15 protein-coding genes are annotated in these 17,957 nt (G+C 41.4%); 1 reads left to right on the top strand and 14 read right to left on the bottom strand.

Annotated elements, in window-relative coordinates; all coding sequences use genetic code 11:
* Positions 1 to 118 precede the first annotated feature (118 nt).
* The 3 genes from IGJ26_RS02605 to IGJ26_RS02595 form a co-directional block, all read right to left on the bottom strand.
* On the bottom strand, positions 119 to 661 hold the full coding sequence (locus tag IGJ26_RS02605; RefSeq protein ID WP_086299091.1) for a DUF3267 domain-containing protein: 543 nt from the start codon (positions 659 to 661) through the stop codon (positions 119 to 121).
* Between the two features lie 58 nt (positions 662 to 719).
* The gene (locus IGJ26_RS02600; protein ID WP_005232089.1) at positions 720 to 1,037 is read right to left on the bottom strand and encodes a hypothetical protein; all 318 of its coding nucleotides are present in this window, start codon (positions 1,035 to 1,037) and stop codon (positions 720 to 722) included.
* Positions 1,038 to 1,496: 459 nt separating this feature from the next.
* Positions 1,497 to 2,621 carry a GGDEF domain-containing protein gene (locus tag IGJ26_RS02595; RefSeq protein WP_223273077.1) on the bottom strand — a complete coding sequence of 375 codons (1,125 nt, stop codon included), beginning with the start codon at positions 2,619 to 2,621 and terminating at the stop codon, positions 1,497 to 1,499.
* Between the two features lie 136 nt (positions 2,622 to 2,757).
* Here IGJ26_RS02595 and IGJ26_RS02590 point away from each other — a divergent pair, with 136 nt between their 5' ends.
* A complete protein-coding gene (locus IGJ26_RS02590; protein ID WP_005232094.1) occupies positions 2,758 to 3,501 on the top strand; it encodes an EAL domain-containing protein in 744 nt (247 codons plus the stop codon).
* Positions 3,502 to 3,874: 373 nt separating this feature from the next.
* Here IGJ26_RS02590 and IGJ26_RS02585 read toward each other — a convergent pair whose 3' ends face one another.
* From IGJ26_RS02585 to IGJ26_RS02535, 11 genes are all read right to left on the bottom strand, one after another.
* Positions 3,875 to 4,222, bottom strand: coding sequence for a DUF7006 family protein (locus IGJ26_RS02585; protein WP_016611346.1), 348 nt, complete (start codon positions 4,220 to 4,222; stop codon positions 3,875 to 3,877).
* Between the two features lie 125 nt (positions 4,223 to 4,347).
* Entirely contained in the window at positions 4,348 to 4,743 is a 396-nt protein-coding gene (locus IGJ26_RS02580) for a hypothetical protein (protein WP_430599842.1), read from the bottom strand.
* A gap of 173 nt (positions 4,744 to 4,916) precedes the next feature.
* Complete coding sequence (locus IGJ26_RS02575; RefSeq protein WP_086332999.1) at positions 4,917 to 5,246, bottom strand: LPXTG cell wall anchor domain-containing protein; 330 nt, start codon at positions 5,244 to 5,246, stop codon at positions 4,917 to 4,919.
* A gap of 34 nt (positions 5,247 to 5,280) precedes the next feature.
* The gene (locus tag IGJ26_RS02570; protein WP_008377887.1) at positions 5,281 to 5,844 is read right to left on the bottom strand and encodes a hypothetical protein; all 564 of its coding nucleotides are present in this window, start codon (positions 5,842 to 5,844) and stop codon (positions 5,281 to 5,283) included.
* Between the two features lie 25 nt (positions 5,845 to 5,869).
* A complete protein-coding gene (locus IGJ26_RS02565) occupies positions 5,870 to 6,388 on the bottom strand; it encodes a hypothetical protein (RefSeq protein WP_034871937.1) in 519 nt (172 codons plus the stop codon).
* A 40-nt stretch (positions 6,389 to 6,428) separates the two neighbouring features.
* Positions 6,429 to 11,006: a hypothetical protein gene (locus IGJ26_RS02560; RefSeq protein ID WP_430599841.1), complete on the bottom strand. Its 4,578-nt coding sequence runs from the start codon at positions 11,004 to 11,006 to the stop codon at positions 6,429 to 6,431.
* Between the two features lie 373 nt (positions 11,007 to 11,379).
* Complete coding sequence (locus tag IGJ26_RS02555) at positions 11,380 to 12,855, bottom strand: helix-turn-helix domain-containing protein (protein ID WP_016620737.1); 1,476 nt, start codon at positions 12,853 to 12,855, stop codon at positions 11,380 to 11,382.
* 235 nt (positions 12,856 to 13,090) lie between these two features.
* Positions 13,091 to 15,328 (bottom strand): ATP-binding cassette domain-containing protein, encoded by a 2,238-nt coding sequence (locus IGJ26_RS02550; RefSeq protein WP_016612450.1) that lies wholly within the window; start codon positions 15,326 to 15,328, stop codon positions 13,091 to 13,093.
* Positions 15,329 to 15,689: 361 nt separating this feature from the next.
* The gene (locus IGJ26_RS02545; RefSeq protein WP_061053737.1) at positions 15,690 to 16,271 is read right to left on the bottom strand and encodes a GNAT family N-acetyltransferase; all 582 of its coding nucleotides are present in this window, start codon (positions 16,269 to 16,271) and stop codon (positions 15,690 to 15,692) included.
* Between the two features lie 165 nt (positions 16,272 to 16,436).
* Positions 16,437 to 16,913 carry an SAM-dependent methyltransferase gene (locus IGJ26_RS02540; RefSeq protein ID WP_430599840.1) on the bottom strand — a complete coding sequence of 159 codons (477 nt, stop codon included), beginning with the start codon at positions 16,911 to 16,913 and terminating at the stop codon, positions 16,437 to 16,439.
* 86 nt (positions 16,914 to 16,999) lie between these two features.
* Positions 17,000 to 17,818, bottom strand: a complete 819-nt coding sequence (locus tag IGJ26_RS02535; RefSeq protein WP_430599839.1) for a MerR family transcriptional regulator — start codon at positions 17,816 to 17,818, stop codon at positions 17,000 to 17,002.
* Between the last annotated feature and the right edge of the window lie 139 nt (positions 17,819 to 17,957).

The raw sequence follows: 17,957 nt of genomic DNA, 5'->3' as shown, positions 1-17,957 counted from the left end.
ATTTATAAACAGTCTTACAAAAAAACAAACACTTTTGAGGTGTTTGTTTTTTTGTAAGAGATTTTCTAGCATACATTTTCTTGCTCTTTGATTTTGCCAAGATCAATTGAAAAATAAACTACTCTCCTTGATAAATATTCAACCCCACTTCAGTATCTTCTACACAACTGTTCGCTGGTGCTTTAACAATCAGAAAAAGAAAGTAAAAGTCTCCCACACAAGAAGCGGCATGTGCGGTAGCAATCAAGGTAAAAAGAGATGCCGTCAACCAGCCAAATAAATATAATAGAAAGAGGCCCACAGAAATGCCAATGAATGGCGCCAATAAAATGATGGCAAATTTCCCTTTTGAATAAAAGGAATGGGGACTCGTGGCATATGCTACCCCATTTTTGAACCCAAACTTTACCTTCCCTTTAGGGTCAAAAAGCTTGAAGAAGGCACCATGAATCAATTCATGAACAATGATGAGAATAAAATACGCAACCATTAAGAGCAAAAGATCGAAAATAAACGAAGTTTCAGCATTTGACCCATGACCACCTAAGACAAAGAGTGTAAAGAACACATAGAAAAAAATAAAACTAGGGATCGCCGCGAGATTCAATCTCTTTATTGTTTTTTTATCATCCATTAAATTAATTTGTTTGAGTAATTTCATCGCTGTTCTCCTTTTCTTTTCGACATTCTTCTTAGTACTTAATTTCTATGAATTCCCTTTACCCAACCAACAAGAGCAGCAAACACAAAACCAGTGCCGTTAAAACGAAGAGGAAATTGATCGTTTCTGGCGCACCTTCGATCCTTCTCTTTAATGGCGGAGGACGAAAACTTGGATTCATGCTTTTCGTTTGGTAGTCCACGCTGCTTGATAAAAAGCTGTCGGAAGGGATCATAAACACCAAGAGAACGCCATAAATAATGGATGCAGGAATCAGGAGTGAGCATTTGGCTAAGTAGCCAATCAGTAGACTCACGATCAAAGGAATAGCTACGTATAAAGCACTTTGGTACAGTGATCGCCGAATTGGTTTCATAGGGAAGTCTCCTTAGTCAGTCTTCGTTACACACAGGAAAAAAATAATTTTATTTACTTATCAAATAAATATACCATTGCTTTCTAAGGGTGTAAACACGCAGAAAACCAATTCGATGCTGCCAAGTGCGGCTACCCAATGCTTGGTGCAAAAAAAGAAGTGGTTTCTTCCCACTTCTTAAAAAGCACTCTCCTTGCCTTTCTATCCTCGCTTAACCTCTCAAGATAATCGGAAACCGTTTAGTAAACCATTATACTTACCAGATTGCTTCCCCTCTTCCTTTTGAAAAAGCTACGACGCTGGACAAAGAAGCCTGCGAACATTGTCTCTTTATTAAAACTTCTTCTGAAAAGCATTCGTCTAAAAAAATCATACGGCCTTGTCTTTCCTTTTGGTTTCCTACAACACCCAATCTACTTGAGAAAAGACTGCGGAACCTTCTTTAGAAAAGCAAGCGTCTCAAGAAAATATAATCGTGCGGTTTCTGCCCTTCCTTTTGGCTTCGTACAATGCTTGATCCGCTTGATAAAAGATTTCTGAAATGTCTAACGTAGGACCTGCTTCTGAAATCCCTGCTGAAAAGTAAAGGGTCAGTTGTGTTCCCTCTAGTTTCAACTGTTCATTACTTAAGAACAAATGAAATTCTTCAATAATTTTTTTCACTGACACGGAAGTATTCTCTTTAAATAGGACTAAAAATTCTTCGCCACCATACCGATAGACTTCGATTAAATGGGAAGGACTTTTTTGATAGAGAAATGTCGTCAGTTTATCCGAAAAGAAGGTTAAGGCTTGATTGCCGATTTGATGTCCATGGTGATCATTGATCTGCTTAAAATGATCTAAATCCATCATCACCACGACCAGCTGATCCTTCTCGTTTATCACCAATTTTGAAATATCTTCGTTCAAACTACGGAAATTTTTTACCTTCGTCAACTCATCATAATTGCGCTCAATGATCTTCGTATTGATTTTTTCGAGAAAGTTTTTTTGATTCTGCAGATAATACTTCCATAAAGAAACGATTGCCACTGATCCAATCCCTAAAGTGACAGCATCCCAAAGACCAACTTCACGGCGATGAAAAAGCAATGCATTGACCATCGGCGAGACAACCGTAACCACAATCGAAAATAGATAAAAGACAGTATGATTTGTCTGTCCGTAAAATCTTTTCTTTAATAAGCAAGTAATGATTAAAATGATGTAATTTAATCCGATAATAAAGAGCATGGCTCCCCATTCGAATTTATTGATCAATGCAAAAAAAGTTAGCAAGATGACGGGGACCAGCCCAATCAGATATATTTTTTCTTTGAGGATACCAAAATAATAAATAAAGATTGGAATCGTATATTCATACGCAACATAACCGATACTGTTCAAAGAAAATGATATAATAAAGTAGACTTGCGAAATGAACAGAACGACACCGATAAGAATTTTAAATGACAAGCGTAAATTCAATTCTTTGAAGTTCTTGATAAACAGATCATACGAAATGAGCAAGCTTACAACTAAAACAGAATAGATCGCAGCATAAATCAGATGGACAAACACACTATTCCTTCTTTCTTTCATAGATTTTTCTTTAAAATCCTTCGCCCATGATTTTGAAAGGCTCGATTCTTTAACAATGCAGGTAAAGAACTCGATCTTCCTTTCCTGCACTTCATGAAACCAAAAATAAAACTACCCCAGAAAGGAGCAGAAACCAATGTCTGAGAAAATAGAACAAGAACTCTTATCGATATTTCCTCAATTATATTTTGATGCCCAGCCTATCTTTCAAATGAAAGCAGATAGTCAGAAAGTGATTGGCTACGAATTATTATTGAGAAGTACCGAAAGAAATAGGTTTCCCCTTTCCTTCTTCCAGCAAGTGATCAAATACAAAAAGCTACACACTCGCTTACTGCAATGGTACCGAAATGAAATTTTCAGCTTACTTCACCCGAATGAAGAAACAAAAATCAGTCTTAATATCCACCCGCAACAACTCAGCTACCCAGAAACCTTTCTGATGTTAGCTGACTTAGCACCCTACCATGATCGTATTTTGATTGAGATCACCGAAGACGATACGGAACCTTCTATCGCCTGTGATCCCAAGTCTTTTCTTATGAACAAAATCAACCAAATAAAAAAGATGCGCTTTTCTGTCGCATTGGATGATGTAGGGACAGGCATTCATTCACTGACAAATATTGCACCGATGCTGGATAAAATCGATGTGATCAAATTTTCGCCTATCTCGTTGCGAGTGCTGTCCCAAAAGGAGATTTTCTTTTTGATCGACTTCTGGCGAAATATCGCCAGCAATCGTAAAATCCAATTTATTGTCGAAGGGGTCGAAACCTCGGATATCCATGAGTACTTGCTTGAAGAAGAGATTTTTCTTCAACAAGGGTTTTATTTGGACAAACCTTCCCCAGCTAATCAATTAAAGCGAAAAAAATAGCCATCGCGTCGTTTATTTTTCTCACTATACGCGATTAAAAATAAACGAATATTAAAAAAATGAACAGACGCCCTTCAAATATAACACAAATAATTTTATTTGCAGAATTTTTACTGATTCGGCATCGTTTTAACGGTGATTTTACATGAGAGGGAGTAGAAACCAAAGCAAAGACCTTTTTCAGATAGATGAATAGACAAAAAGCATTCAAGAAACCAATTCCTGAATGCTTTTTGTCTATTCACCCTTTTTTTCGATACAAACCTTCTATTTCAATCGCTCACCTTTACTAATTGCAGAAACATTAAAAATACTCATCACTTCTTACCAAATCGTTTTGCTAGAAGTGATTCCGGCTATTCCCCTCCTTGATTTATCTCACGTTGAAAACCAGAGAATGCTTCGTTTCCATTCCTAGATTGTAACCGCACAATTCTTTCAGATAAAAGCGATAATCTTTTTCGACGATTCGGATGATCTCGTCATCGGAAAAATCGTCAAATCGCATCATTTCTGTGACTAAAACCAGTTTGGCATCGATTCCCAGAATATCTGGGGTGATCGCCCAAAATGTTTCTGGAGAAATCCCTGCTACCAATTGATCAAGTAACGTTAATTGCTTTTCTACATAAGAGGCTAAGGCACCATTTTCACGATTGGAATCCGTAAATTTCTTTTGAAATCCATCAAGATATTCTATCTTTGAAGTAAATACAGTCAAGCTTCTTTGCTCCTTTCTTTGAGGGGAACAAGCCCCCTTATTTTCTTCCTAAGTCTCAGCCTATTCTTTCTCGTTATCTATTCACTACTTTTTCTAGCTACTGAAAAAACACCAAGGTCCAGTAGTCAATGAAGAATATCCAGCAACCCTCTGACCAGCTGCTTGTAATGCTCTTTTTGATCCTTCGCCTCATCTTCTGCCTTGATTGAAAGACTTTGCTCAATTGCTTCTTGAGGCATCAACAAATGGGTGTTCAAATTTGAGATGTACGAGACGCATTCTTCCAACAACTGATACTCTTTTTGTAGGACACTAGGTACTTTATACGTACGAAAAATGAACAAATAGCGAGCATTCGCTTTTATTTCTTCTATGTGATTATTTTCTAATAAGTAACGCATCTTATCTGTTTGTTCCCCTTGGGGATAGGGGCTAGAATCTGCAGTCAGCAGATGATAGTAGTAGCCAATATATTCACTATTTATGATGGTTCTTTCAAACGCTTCTTTCTTGATCTTCATCTTCTGTATCCTTTCAAAACTATCACTGACCTCACTTATACAGCGTTTGTGGTATCACTAAGGACTGCTTACCTTTATGATTCATTTTTTATCCGCTCTACTCTTTCATTAAAAAAGAGAAACTGTAAGTTTTCCTCACAGTTTCTCCTTTACGCTTCTAGCGATGACGATAGTTAAGGAGCGACGCTTTCACCGTGCTTCTTTTTTCTTGTCGCTGCAATGACAAACAGTACTAAGAGTGCATACCCAAGGATGATCAAACGAGTGGTGTTTGAAGAACCTGTTTGCGGTAATTTCCCTTGTCCGATTTGAGAAGCATCTGCGACGATCGTTTTCTTATTGTCATCGTCTGCTTCTTCCTCTTCCTTCGCTGTTTCACCAATTCGACCAGTCACAGTGACCTGCCCTGTTGTCGCCTCTGCGACAACGGTTTCTGATAGCTCCCAGACAGTCAGAGCCAGTAATGCAGCGATGAAAAAAATGATTCTTTTTCGTTTTTTCATACGATAGATCCCTTCTTTACTGGGATTTCAGTTTTTAGTCTTCCTCTACATCCGGCGCAAAACTCAAGACCAATTTGAAACTTGGGTTTGATTCTTCTGATGCATTGACAGGTGTTGCTTCACCAGTGAACGCAAACGTCCCTTCATTCGTTCCTTGGTTGCCTTCAAGGGTAAACAATTCTGTTTCTGTTACAGTTGGTGTGCCGTTTTCAAACAACTCAATCCCGTTTACGTTTAACAAGTCTACTTCAGACATATTCAATGGTGTATCAACACCTGCAACAGAAGCGATCACACCAACTGCTGAGTTATTTGTCACTGTGTACGTAGGCGAAACGATCTCTGTATGACTTGACGCTTCTGTCGTATAGAACAAAGCAGTCGTTGGAATCGTTACATTGATCCATTGGTTCAAATCATCGGGATTTGGTCCAGGTGTTGTATTATCGAATTCACCGATGATCCCGTTTACTTGGACATCTCCTGACGTATCGCCTTCACGTCCGTCAATAGTTTGTGTCGCAAAAGCGGTGGTGCCGCTTGCGATTACTCCTGCGATCGTTGCTGTACTTAGAATAGCTGCTACAAATTTTTTCATTTTTATTTCCTCACTTTTCCTTTTTTTAATTCTTAACGATAATCGTTAATTCAGCTTCAGTGACCCCTTGTTTTTCTTTGCTTTCAGGGTCGTAAATATTGATGGTGGCTTTGGCAGGATACTCACCTTTTGCCAATGGTGTCGCCAAGGCGACATTTTCAACAAATTGATTTGGATAGATCGCACCGGAAGAATAGATGACTTCCCCGCTCGACAGTAAAGAGATATCCACGGCGATTGGGTACACATTGGTGCCTGGATTAACGATTTCGATGGATCCCGTGCTTTGACCATCTTCAAAAATGGCTTCTGGATTGATTTGCAGGGTGAAATAATTCGCATCTGCAATTTCCTGCGCCCGTTCAGATAATCGTTGATCGGTGGCATCGCCAGATTCAGGCAAAAGGTCTGCACTGATCAACGGAACTGCTTCTTTTGATTGATAGAAATAGTACCCGAGTCCACCGGCAAGTACGGCCAATAGCAACAACCACCAGAGCCATTTCCGTCGTTTTTTATTTTCGGTTTGATTCGTTTGCTCCAATGGATTCACCTCCTTCCCATTTGGTACGATCTTTTTTTTCTTAGTCTCGTGGAACAAAGCGTAAGACGATGCGATAATTCGGTACGAGCAAGTCTTCATAATATCCGCCTTGATCGGCTTCTGAATCAACGACCCATTGCGGGTAATCCCCATAGAAATCCCCTGTTAAGGAAATCGGCACGCGACTTCTTTCTTCTAAGCGAACCAAGTGTTGTTCTTCCATCGCTTCATAGAGTTGAATCTGGGTTTCTTCCGTTTTTAGGTTCAATCGCAACAGCGGGGTTGAGATATCGTCATAAGTAAGGGTTGGGTCTTCCTCTTCGCTTTCACTTTCAGCGTAATCGAGGGGATCTTCTCCCTCTTCTAACAAGACGATTCCGGCAGGATCATCGATCGCCAATTGATTGATATAGGTATCCACAGCAAGTGGCGATTGATTGCGGATCTCATACGCTTGGCTTTCAAAATTACGATTCGATTCCGCCGTATTGTACAAGGATTCAAAGACCATTTTGGTCGGGATCGTCACCCGCATATGCTCAAGTTTCGATGTCACATCGATACCGATGGTCATCTGGTAGGCTTTATTCCCCACCTCAAGAACAGCGAAGTAACTGCCGTCTTCGTCCACTTCTCGTGTAAGATCCGTTTCTACGATGCGAAAGTCATCCGTCATATCCGCTTCCGTCAACACATTTACGGCTTGCGCGCGACTTTCTTGAAGGATCAAAGCATCTAATTCTTCTTGCGTGCTTAATTCATTAATTTTATAGCGATCTAAAGTGATATTGTATGCTTCAAAATTCAAACCTTTAATCACGGTTTGACGAGCGGTCACATCGACATAGGTCTCAATCGAAGGTTTCGATAAGAAAATCGACACTTCTGTCTCTGTTTCCAATCGCTCATTTTCTCTTAAGGGAATGCGGAAATAGCGATACAGCTGATTTTCATCCCGATAGTCGCCCCATTCGATTCGTTCAGAGTTTTTGTCCAATTCGACGATTTCTCCATCGGTATTTGTATAAGAGATCAAGGTGACATCGGTATCCTCGTACATGGAACCAGTGATTTCAGTCGACTGATCACTCAATGCATCAATTCTGGCAATGAGGCCTTCTGGTTCTGAAAAACGAATCTTATTGAAGTTATTCTTAGCAATCACTTGGTAAATATCCGTTTGTTTTTCCAGACTTTCCAAAGAACCCTCTAATTGCTCGCCACTCAGTAATCTGGAACGCGCTTCGCCATTTCCTGTGCCGCCATAAGGGAATGTATTCCCCCCATTTCGATTGATTCGCATCGTTCCGGAAATATTGATAAATTCTTCTGTTGGTTCATCTAAAGAAGCATTTTCCCAAACTGCTAGTTTTTGACTCGCAACATTGATTCTCAAACCGTTCGCAACCGTATTTTGTGCAGATCGGATCAAACGCTGCAATTGCGCATTGGCTTGACCAGTTCTTGTCGTAGGATGACTAATTTCAAACAAATTCACATTGTTTATATTCAATCGTGCATTGGCAAGTCTGAAATAAAGAACTTCAGATTTATTTCTTATGGTTTCCAATACAACCGTAGAATCTTCTCCTGCCGAAAATGAATTCCGCACATTGACTAACGGGCGATTGATAAATTCCGCCGATGTTCCCATGCCTGTCCGATTATCGGTCATGGAAAAATTAGCTCTGGCCCCTACTGTGATATTCGCAAATGAATTCGAATGATTGCTTGAGGCATTGCCTCCCGCCTGAGTATTTAAACCTCTCGCAACACCTTTAAATGTTGCCTCATCATTGAGAATGAAATTAGAGGAAGTCGTTACTCTAAAGATTCCTCCAGATTGATCCACGTCGAGGGTAGCCCCTTTACCAATCCGAACAAATGAATTACTAGCAGTCAACCAAATAAATCGGGAATCTGAAGTCGTTCGATCTCTTCTTGACGTCATGGTAGCATTGTCTTGCAACTCCACTCTTTGTGATACTCGGATTCTGGAATAATTTTGACTTGTTGCTGAATTTTGAATCGCCGTCGTTGTTGGCTCTGTCAAATGCACTTCAGCATGTTGCGCAAGCGTAACTGAACGAACAGTGGTGTTTCCTGTCATTCCTCTAGCAGCGTTTATTCTCGTATAGGAATTTTCGCCGAATAACAGATCTGTTGTTCCGACTCCCTGTAGAAATCGTCCACCAGTATCAACTTCGACTTTACTTCCTTCTTCCATCGTAAATTTCGAATTCGCCAAGGTTAAACGAAAAACGGCTCGTGCAGCTTGTCGCGTTGTATGATTGACCGTTACTTCCGCTTCACGACCTAGTTTGATTTCTTCTCTAAACCGGAAAAAATCAACATTTGCATTGCTTCGTCCAGAAACGGTGATTTCAGAGTGATCGCCCACATGCAACCGGCGAATGGTTGAAGAAGCAGCAGATGAGGTACCACCGGTAAAGCCTTGTGCGGTTTGTAGGCTGATCGTATTTGCTTCACCAATATAGATATCTGTTGTGCTGCGACCAGTCACCAATGGTCCTACTTGATTGAGGGTGATGGTTGCATTTGCTTCTGACAAAAATTGTGAAGCCGTCGACGTTGAACCCAGTGCAATGAAAGGATTGGCTGCTGATGATGTGCGAGAATAATTGATCGCTGCTTTTTCTCCTAGGAAGAAACGTCGTTGCACGGAAAAAGAATTGGCTGCTGTGCTCGTTGAATGCTCAGCAACATTGATTTCAGCCCCTTCAAGCAGCTCAAATTGATCGACCATCGTTCCAGCGGTAAAGCCATTCCCTAATACGCCCGTTAGTTTTGAGTATTTCCCTAAAGTGACATGGGACAAACTTGCGTTGACAAACGCCCCTCGCTGGTTCACGGCTATTTCAGAATAGTCACCAATGGTGATTTTCCCGTTGCTTGATGCTAAGCCGATGACAACATTCGATGTACTTGCTGAAGAGGTCGTTCGCGTTCTCGGCACGTCAATTGTTGTATGACTTCCGATTTGAACCGAAGACGTTGCGAAAAAGGTTCGATACGCTTGACCAACAGTGGCATTACTAGGTTCACTTATGGTTATATCCACCTGATCACCAATCGCAATACTGTTGACTGCTACGTTGCCATTAAACCCGTTGCTATGCTGATTGTTCATTTTCACGTGGTCTTGAATCACTATCGTGGTACTAGCCACACCCGTAAACATCGGTCCATGCTGCGATATTCGCGTTTGTGTATTCTCCCCAAAATCGATGGAGGAATTTGCACTTTGGAGCTGGATAAAAGCTCCGGTCGTTGTGCCCGTCCGCGTTCCTTCAATAATGGTAGGTTGGTCCGCGGTACTATTTTCAACGATGAAGCGGTGTCCGACATTGATGGCGGGCGTCCCGCTGACCGTCCCGTACTCAGATAGTTTTAACTGACTCCCTGCTTGTAACCTTACTTCGCCTAGCGTGCTGGTGGAATTACCAGAAAGCCCCTGTCCCGTGCCAACATCTAGTGTTGCCCCGGTTGCTAGCGTCAACCGACTATCTTGATTGGCATTTGGTAGAGAAACCATTGCGCCAGATTGGCGAATCGTGGTCATACTTCCTTGACCAAAATCAAGGCTTGCTGCGGTACCTGTCATGTGAAAGACAGTGCCAGTATTGCTGTTGGTACTTCGGGTGACAGAAATTTCAGCTTGGCTAGCCACTGCTACTTGATTCATTTCAAAGATTGGTGTGGCATTTGATGAGCGATGATTGATCGTCAATTGGCCTTCGACCAAGAGTCCTTCAGCCGTGAATAACGTTGGAATGGAAGACGTCGCTGTCGTCACCACATTGGTTCCTTTGAAATGAAGATGTGCTTGGTTGTTATTCACCACGCGTCCTGCGGTAGTGGTCAGCTCCAGTTGGGTATCTTCAAAGGTAATCGTTGAAGCCCCAGTTGTTTGAGCCAGCCCTTGCGCCGACTGAATGCCTTGTTGTTGCACCCCTTGCCAAGTCAGTTGAACAGGTGCCGCAAACTGCATCAGGTTCTCTGCCGCCGTCTGCGAAACGATCACAGGTGTATCATGACTACGAAAAGTGACGTCTGCCCGTTGGATACCACTGATTGGCTCAGTTAATGCCAAGTTGTTGGCAAAAGTAAGCACCAAGGATTGATCATTGGCGATTTCTTCGTAATGATACTCCGTGCCATCTTCATCGGTGAAGGATTCCCCAAGTAAAATTGCCCGCAATTGCGCCTCACTTGCTACAGTCAATGCGACCGCTGAAGCTTCAGCATCAAACCTTTCGATTTGCTCATTCTCAGCTTCTGTTTCCGCTTCGTCTTCTGAGCTATCTGGCGTTTCTGCTTCGGGCAGTGCTTCATTTTCCTCTGCTTCTTCTTGGCTAGCTGTCGTGGAATCATCCGTGGCTTCCGAAGAAGATTGTTCTTCACTGCTTTCTTCGGTTGTTTCTTGGTCTTCCGATCGATCAGCAGAATTAGTGGTTTCCTCAGTTGAGGAGTGTTGCGTCTCTTCAGAAAGTGACTCTGTTTCTGCATAAGCAACTTGCTGGAACGCCAGCGTCGTGTTGACCGCCGTGCTGCTTAGTAGGAATACTGCAGAAAACAATGTAAGTAGTTTCATCATATCCTCCTTTCTTCAAGTCTTTGGTGCGTCAAGAAGGTTGAAGCTAAGAAACAGCCTCCTCCTTTTCACACAAAGTTGTCTCAATATTCTTCGTTTTTGGGGGAACGACAAAAAAAGACATTTGGACGAATCAAATGTCTGAAGAAAGTTGTTAGATTGGGTTTTTGTAAAATAATATCTACATACGAGTTCCGTTTTCTTAAAAACGAAGGTTATTGAGACGAAAAAAACTGTAAGTGTATCACGCGTGGTCCTTACTAAACTAAGAATAGCGTGGTGCTTTAGCAAAAGAAAATCATTATTTTCATAAACACCTGAAATAGATGAATAAATAACCTACCTCTTTCACTGTGTGAAAGGTACGGGAATGGGTTTAAAAAAGCGGTTTTTGATACGGGTTTATTTTCCGTTCAAGATGTTCCCAATCTCGATCATCTGGAAGAGATTTTAATAATAAATAATCTGTTTTGACTTTGTAATCGACGAGATAGCGATTGTAATTGGTCACGATCAAATCAATATGTGATCCATTTAGCGTCTTCTTTGTTAAATATTGCAGCTGCACAAAGGTCAACTCGTGCTTGCTGCCAAACCGCTGGATTGCTCGAGTTTGAATGTGCTGGCACACAAAATGATCTCCTTCTAGGAGAAAATAAATGGTTTTTGCTGGTGCGTAATAATCGAAAATCAACTCGCTATAAATTGTTAAACTGACACAGATGTCTTCTAAGTAAGCACTAGACAAAGAGAGTTTTTTGCTCTGCTCCTTAAGAAATTGTAAGTTCTTTTGATAATTCTCGCTGTTGGAACGCATGATCACTTCTTTGATATCATCCATTTCCTTGTTCAAAACCGGCGCAATCGCATGGTTTATTTTCCTCGATAAAAAGAAAGAACGTAAAAACGTCGCCACCGTAATGGCTTGCTCTTTGGGCACATCATGGTTCTGCAGAAACAATTCGGCCACGTTTGCAATCGCTGTACCTTGATGAAACTGACGGTAAAATTTTTGCTCTCGTTCTTCTTGATCCAAGGTTCGCTTACACAGGGTGACCAAGTAAATCCAAGCAAATTCTTCTTTGGGCAACTGGGTCTGATAGATTTCTTCAATGCCTTTTTTCAAGGAATAAAGTTTGGCGAAACTATTCCCTTTATACGCTTGCCTGACCAGTTCTTTGGGCACAGTGATATGATAGCCAAGGCTCGCGCGTTTGATGGCAATATAAAACGTATAGTAAAACGCTGCGGGGGTCGCCCCAGATCCGATTTCATAATAGCCGAACTTGTCATCCAATTGCCCTAAAATCAAGTCATGCAATGCTTGGTCTGGGACCAATGTATAGATCGTTTCGACCCCTTCATAGTAAAAATCTTTGAAAAACTTACGTAAGTTGGCTTCGCTTCCTTCAATCGTTAAAGGATTGGAGGTCCATTGTAAGCCATAGCTTTTCAAAATAGGGTTGCGCTGATTAAGTAAGCGCCGAAATGTACTCTCTGAAAAATGGTAATGATGTGCTAGCTCATCCACCTTAGCTAACTTGCCATGAAAGATATTCCCGATAATTTCAAATAAGCATTCATTTTTTAACAAACTTTGTTTTCTTTTTTGATATTCTGTAGGCTTTTTCTCTTCGAAAACAAACCCGCTATTGCCGGAAACAAGAACTATACTGTCCCCAAAATATTCTTTCATGTATTTGATATCATTGGCAATCGTCCGCTGAGTTACCTGATTGCGCTCAGCTAAGTCGCCAATCGTAAACACCCGATCTCGCTCAATCGTACTCAACAGCCGAAACAACCGCGCGGTTGTGCGGTTGCTGATGAAGGCCAATTGCAGCTCTCTCATCCACTCCACTCCTTTTTCAAGAGATTCTTTTCTATACTATTACATAAATAGACCACTATTTGGTAATTATATACTCAAATTTACAGTATTTTTATCAAAAAACCTACTAATAATGAAAAAAATAGCGTTCTGAATTTTATTTTCTAACTTGTAATCGCTTCTTCGATGGAATGAAAAAAAGCCGCAAGCAACACTCGATGAAAAGAGCTACTTACGGCTAGTCTTGGCTTTTTCGTTAAAATAAATACTGCGCAGTAATCGACGATTGACAATTGATCAGTTGGTCTGGGGTTCCTTCGTACAAGATTTCACCACCGCGAATCCCACCATCAACACCGACATCGATCAGCCAATCCGCTGCTTTCATGACCTCAAGGTTGTGTTCGATAACGATCACCGTGTTGCCTTTTTCTACTAATCGTTCGATGATCGCCAAGATGCTTTTGATGTCGGCCATGTGCAATCCGGTCGTTGGTTCATCCATAATGTAGATATTGCCTTTTTTGCTTAATTCTTTTGCTAACTTCAGTCGTTGGCATTCACCGCCAGACAAGGTATTTAATGGCTGTCCGAGGGTCATGTATCCTAGACCTACAGCCAAAATCTGTTTTAGTTTTCTTTGAATCGCTTTTTCCTCAAAAAACTCCACCGCTTCCGTGATACTCATGGCAAGGACTTCATCGATCGACTTGCCTTTCAAGCGATACTGGTAGACTTCTTCTTTAAACCGTTTGCCGCCGCATGCCTGACACAAAACCTCGACGGAATCCATAAAGGACAGCTCCATCTTGATGGTCCCGTGGCCCTTACACGTTTCACAAGCACCTTCGGAATTGTAGGAAAAAAGACCTGCTGAAACCTTGTTTTCTTGCGAAAACAACTTGCGAATGTCATTCATGATTCCTGAATAGGTTGCAGGATTAGAGCGAATATTCCCCGCCACCGCTGATTGATCGATCGTAATGGCTTCAGGGTATTCTTTGGCAAAAACACCATTTACCAAACTGCTCTTTCCAGAACCAGCGACACCGGTCACCACCGTAAATACCCCTAATGGCACCCGCAGTGCTGTATTTTTCAAGTTATGCAGCGTCGATTTTTTCGTTTCGATAAACTGTTGGCTTCTGCGAGGGGCTTCTTTGAAATCCACCATCTGTCCAAAGGCTTTGCCAGTCAGTGTATCTGAGCGCAGCAATCCTTCAAAGGTTCCTTCGTAAGTAATATAGCCGCCATTTTTTCCAGCTTTAGGACCAACATCGATAATATGGTCGGCTGCTTTAATGACATCTGGATCATGCTCCACTACGATGACGGTGTTCCCTTTGTCCCGTAGTTTGACTAACAATTCATTCAATCGGTGGACATCCCTTGGATGCAGCCCAATACTCGGTTCATCAAAAATGTAGATCACATCGTTCAAGCTAGAAGACAAGTGTTTGACCATTTTTACCCGCTGACTTTCCCCACCAGAAAGCGTCGTTGTTTCACGGTCTAAGGAAACATAATCCAACCCGATATTGATCAGATCAGTGATTCTCGCTTGGATGTTTTGAAGCAGGGGTTGGACACTCTCCTCCGAGATTTCTTGAAGAACCGTCAATAGTTCATCCACTTGCATCGCCAAAACGTCCGCAATCGAATAGCCCGCGATTTTACACGCGAGTACTTGTGGATTGAATCGTTTTCCCTGACAGTCAGGACACTTCTGCTCATTCATGAAAGAAGCGATTTTCTTCTGCGTAGCAGCGGAGCTTTCATTGCCACCTTTGATATTGGAGCGATTAAAACGAGCGACTAAGCCTTCATAGGTGGAACTCATGCCTTCCATATACAAGGAATCGATTTTTTCTCCTTGGGCATACAAAAAGCGGTTCATTTCCTCTTCGCTATATTCTTTCAACGGCTTGTCATTGTCAAAAAAGCCCGTATTGGTGAAGGACTTCAGTAGCCAAGAGCCGACTTTGTAGCCAGGAAGCAGGATTGCCCCTTCGTTCAAGGACTTTTCAAGATCCAGTGCCTTTTCTAAATCTAACCCGACGATCCGCCCAATCCCTTCGCAAGTGGGACACATCCCATGAGGGTCATTGAAGGAGAAATTCCATGCAGGACCTAAATACGGTTGACCAAGACGAGAAAAGAGCAAGCGGATCAAGGGGTTGATATCCGTGATCGTCCCTAATGTGGAGCGGGAATTGCCGCCTAAACGGCTTTGATCAACTACTACCGCCATCGAAAGATTGTCGATGGCATCGGCATCGGGCTGGCTGTATTTTGGCAAAAAGTTGCGGACAAATTTCGAAAAGTTCTCATTCAGCTGTCGACCAGCTTCTTGTGCGATCGTGTCAAAGACGATCGATGACTTGCCAGAACCAGAGACACCCGTGAAAATCGTGATTTTTCTTTTGGGAATCTTCAAGTCAAAGCCCTTCAAATTGTTCTGCCTGGCGTTGTGGATCGTAATGTATTCCTGCATGCTATACCCTCCCAGATTCTATTGAATTTTTACAGTGAGCGACCATTATAGCACAAACATTCTCGCTGTTTCTCGGAATTTTGCAAAAAAACTATGTTTATTTTATGTTTTGTTCTCAATGTTGGAATAGCAAGGATAGAGGGCTTATGCAATTTTTCGATAACTATTGTATAGGAAGGAATTTAGCGTGCGAACGAAGTTAGAAGATAGAGCGAAGAAGGAGTATTTTGAATGACCTTAAATTGCTAAAAGGTAAAAAACAGTCCATTTCCCCTTGCTTGCAAAGTGAAATGGACTGTTTTCATGAAATAACCTTTAATCGTTTGAAGCCGAATGTTAGAGATTGGCCAGATCAGCCAGATCAGCTCACTACAGTTGATGGAAACGTTTTGATCAATGTCACCGTTTCTTCTGCCCCATAATCCCCTTCGGCATATAAAGCAAGATACTCTTCCAACAAATAGTCAGCAAGGTCTTGGGTAGATTGCGTAAAACCAGCCTTTTCGTAAGATCTGACTGCAGGGATATTTTTTCTCGATGGTCGCATCATCAATTTTTGAATGTCGAATGTTTCATGTAAATGATCACCGAGGGTGACGATCGCATCGGTACCAAATCCTTTACCACAATGAACTTCTCGATTCAACCAGATATCCAATTCTGCTATGCCGTCTTTTAGATGAAACGAGGAGTAACTAATAAAGCCAATAGGTTCACCTGCATGTAGAATCAAAAAGCCTCTGCCATCTTGCGGTTGGGCACCAGTAAAGTAATACTCTTGATAGTCCTCAAAAAACTCTGCTTCAGTGGCGATCGGTGCATTAGGATAAGAAGGTGGTCCGGAATGATATTTTGTGGTTTCAGAGTGAAAACACCATTGATAGACCGCTTCTTTATCTTTGATTTCCGCAGGGGTTAAAGTGACTTTGTTGCCTGTTAGCATGTGGTGTACTCCTTTCGCTCTTCCTAATGTTCCCCCCAATTATAGCGGAGGATGTCCCTTAAAAACAAACCGCGTTTTTTCTTTACTTGAATCGAACATCGACATTTCTTAAATTTTCATTGTTGCGCCAACAATCTACCGATTGATTCCTCTATTTTTTATCCTCTAAAAATTAAATTCATTTTCCCAATTAAAATCAGCAGATTCTTCTAAACTGTTCGGCCAATGATGGCACCAGGAAGGAACTCTGGGCACTTCTACTCGATCCAAACTTGGTGTGTACGGTTTGATATCTATTAGTGGCGTTTGGTCGTTTGCATCAATATAAGGAATAGAAAGAATTCCTTTCTCAACATCGACTGATAATACTTGAACAACACTTAATGCAATTGGATTTGGTCGGATGGGTGATCTCGTAGCAAATATCCCCATTTTTTCAGGCGCATGTTTATAGGGTTGCTCAGCATCCAAAATCATTCGATACTTTGCATCCGCAAAATCACTGAACCACCATACTAATTGAAGGTGACTAAATCCTTCAATCCCTGCCAAAGCTGGAACATATTCTTTCTTAAGCTTGAGCAAGCATCCTTCCTCATTGTTTTGAATGATCCCAATCGGTTGTAGTTTATATTCTGTCATTTTCTTTCCTCCATTTCCTCTTTGTGCTCTCAGAATAGTGCCTGACACAATGTGAGAGTCAAGAGAAAATAGAAAAAATCTGCTACTCATCGTTTTATGAGTGGTATTTGTATTTCAGTCAAATAATTGCTTTCCTCCTGCTCATTCCAAGGACCGCGATGCACGATTTGCCTGTCTGGTCCGTCCATTTGGTAATAAGGATGTTCTTGTAGCCACTCAGCCAAGGACAAATAGACGTTGGCTATGTTGGAGAATGCACCGTACACCATCGTGCACGCCATAATTGGCACTGCCTCCGTTTCGTAGATAGAAAATACTTTGGAATCTACTTGCAGGCCTGCTTTCACTTGCACACACAATTCAACATCGACATTTTTTTCTTTAAACTCTTGGTCGTGATAAATCGAAAATGATTGTCCGAAATTCTTTATTTTATGAAGCTCCATAAAAGTGGCTAGTTCTCTCCACAGTTCCTCTTCAGCAAAATAATTTGGTATGACTTTGCGAAGGGAGAGCACATGATAACTCGGGACTGCTTTCATTGTGACCTGATAATGGCGCTCTGTTCGTTCCTTCGTCAATTCTAATTTAGCTACTTCTAGTTTGATTAATTTTTGTTTTTCCGCCTCTATAGTTGTCTCAATTTCATCTTTTTTTCTTTCTAATTGTTCTGCAAGGAAGTCCTGCTCTTGGTTTTTCAGCAACACCGCAATTTCTGCTACACGAAAGCCGCTATCACGCAAATAGAGTATTTTATTGAGTTCAGGCAATTGAACAGCCGAATACAGTCGATAACCAGTAAACGTATCAATCCTATCGGGCTTTAATAGACCCATCTCATCATAGTAACGCAACATTCTGATACTCACTTGAGAGAGCTTTGAAAATTCACCTATCTTAAACATACGCACCTCCGATAGATTTATTATAAAAACACTTTATCCACACTTCAATACTACTCACTATAAAAAACCGAAACAAAGAACTCACTCTCTGTTTCGGTCTTGCTTCATTATTCAACATTCAACGAAAAATTCTTCTAAC

It is taken from the genome of Enterococcus sp. AZ095a, from assembly GCF_050546735.1.
GTDB lineage: Bacteria > Bacillota > Bacilli > Lactobacillales > Enterococcaceae > Enterococcus_D > Enterococcus_D entomosocium.
The sequence above is the reverse complement of the archived record's forward strand: the minus strand, read 5'-3'. Positions and strand labels throughout refer to the sequence as shown.

Coding starts and splice junctions, on each gene's coding strand:
- IGJ26_RS02540 (WP_430599840.1), bottom strand. CDS start 16,913: ATGACAGAATATAAACTACAACCGATTGGGATCATTCAAAACAATGAG.
- IGJ26_RS02555 (WP_016620737.1), bottom strand. CDS start 12,855: ATGAGAGAGCTGCAATTGGCCTTCATCAGCAACCGCACAACCGCGCGG.
- IGJ26_RS02545 (WP_061053737.1), bottom strand. CDS start 16,271: ATGCTAACAGGCAACAAAGTCACTTTAACCCCTGCGGAAATCAAAGAT.
- IGJ26_RS02580 (WP_430599842.1), bottom strand. CDS start 4,743: ATGAAGATCAAGAAAGAAGCGTTTGAAAGAACCATCATAAATAGTGAA.
- IGJ26_RS02550 (WP_016612450.1), bottom strand. CDS start 15,328: ATGCAGGAATACATTACGATCCACAACGCCAGGCAGAACAATTTGAAG.
- IGJ26_RS02600 (WP_005232089.1), bottom strand. CDS start 1,037: ATGAAACCAATTCGGCGATCACTGTACCAAAGTGCTTTATACGTAGCT.
- IGJ26_RS02575 (WP_086332999.1), bottom strand. CDS start 5,246: ATGAAAAAACGAAAAAGAATCATTTTTTTCATCGCTGCATTACTGGCT.
- IGJ26_RS02560 (WP_430599841.1), bottom strand. CDS start 11,006: ATGATGAAACTACTTACATTGTTTTCTGCAGTATTCCTACTAAGCAGC.
- IGJ26_RS02595 (WP_223273077.1), bottom strand. CDS start 2,621: ATGAAAGAAAGAAGGAATAGTGTGTTTGTCCATCTGATTTATGCTGCG.
- IGJ26_RS02590 (WP_005232094.1), top strand. CDS start 2,758: ATGTCTGAGAAAATAGAACAAGAACTCTTATCGATATTTCCTCAATTA.
- IGJ26_RS02605 (WP_086299091.1), bottom strand. CDS start 661: ATGAAATTACTCAAACAAATTAATTTAATGGATGATAAAAAAACAATA.
- IGJ26_RS02570 (WP_008377887.1), bottom strand. CDS start 5,844: ATGAAAAAATTTGTAGCAGCTATTCTAAGTACAGCAACGATCGCAGGA.
- IGJ26_RS02535 (WP_430599839.1), bottom strand. CDS start 17,818: ATGTTTAAGATAGGTGAATTTTCAAAGCTCTCTCAAGTGAGTATCAGA.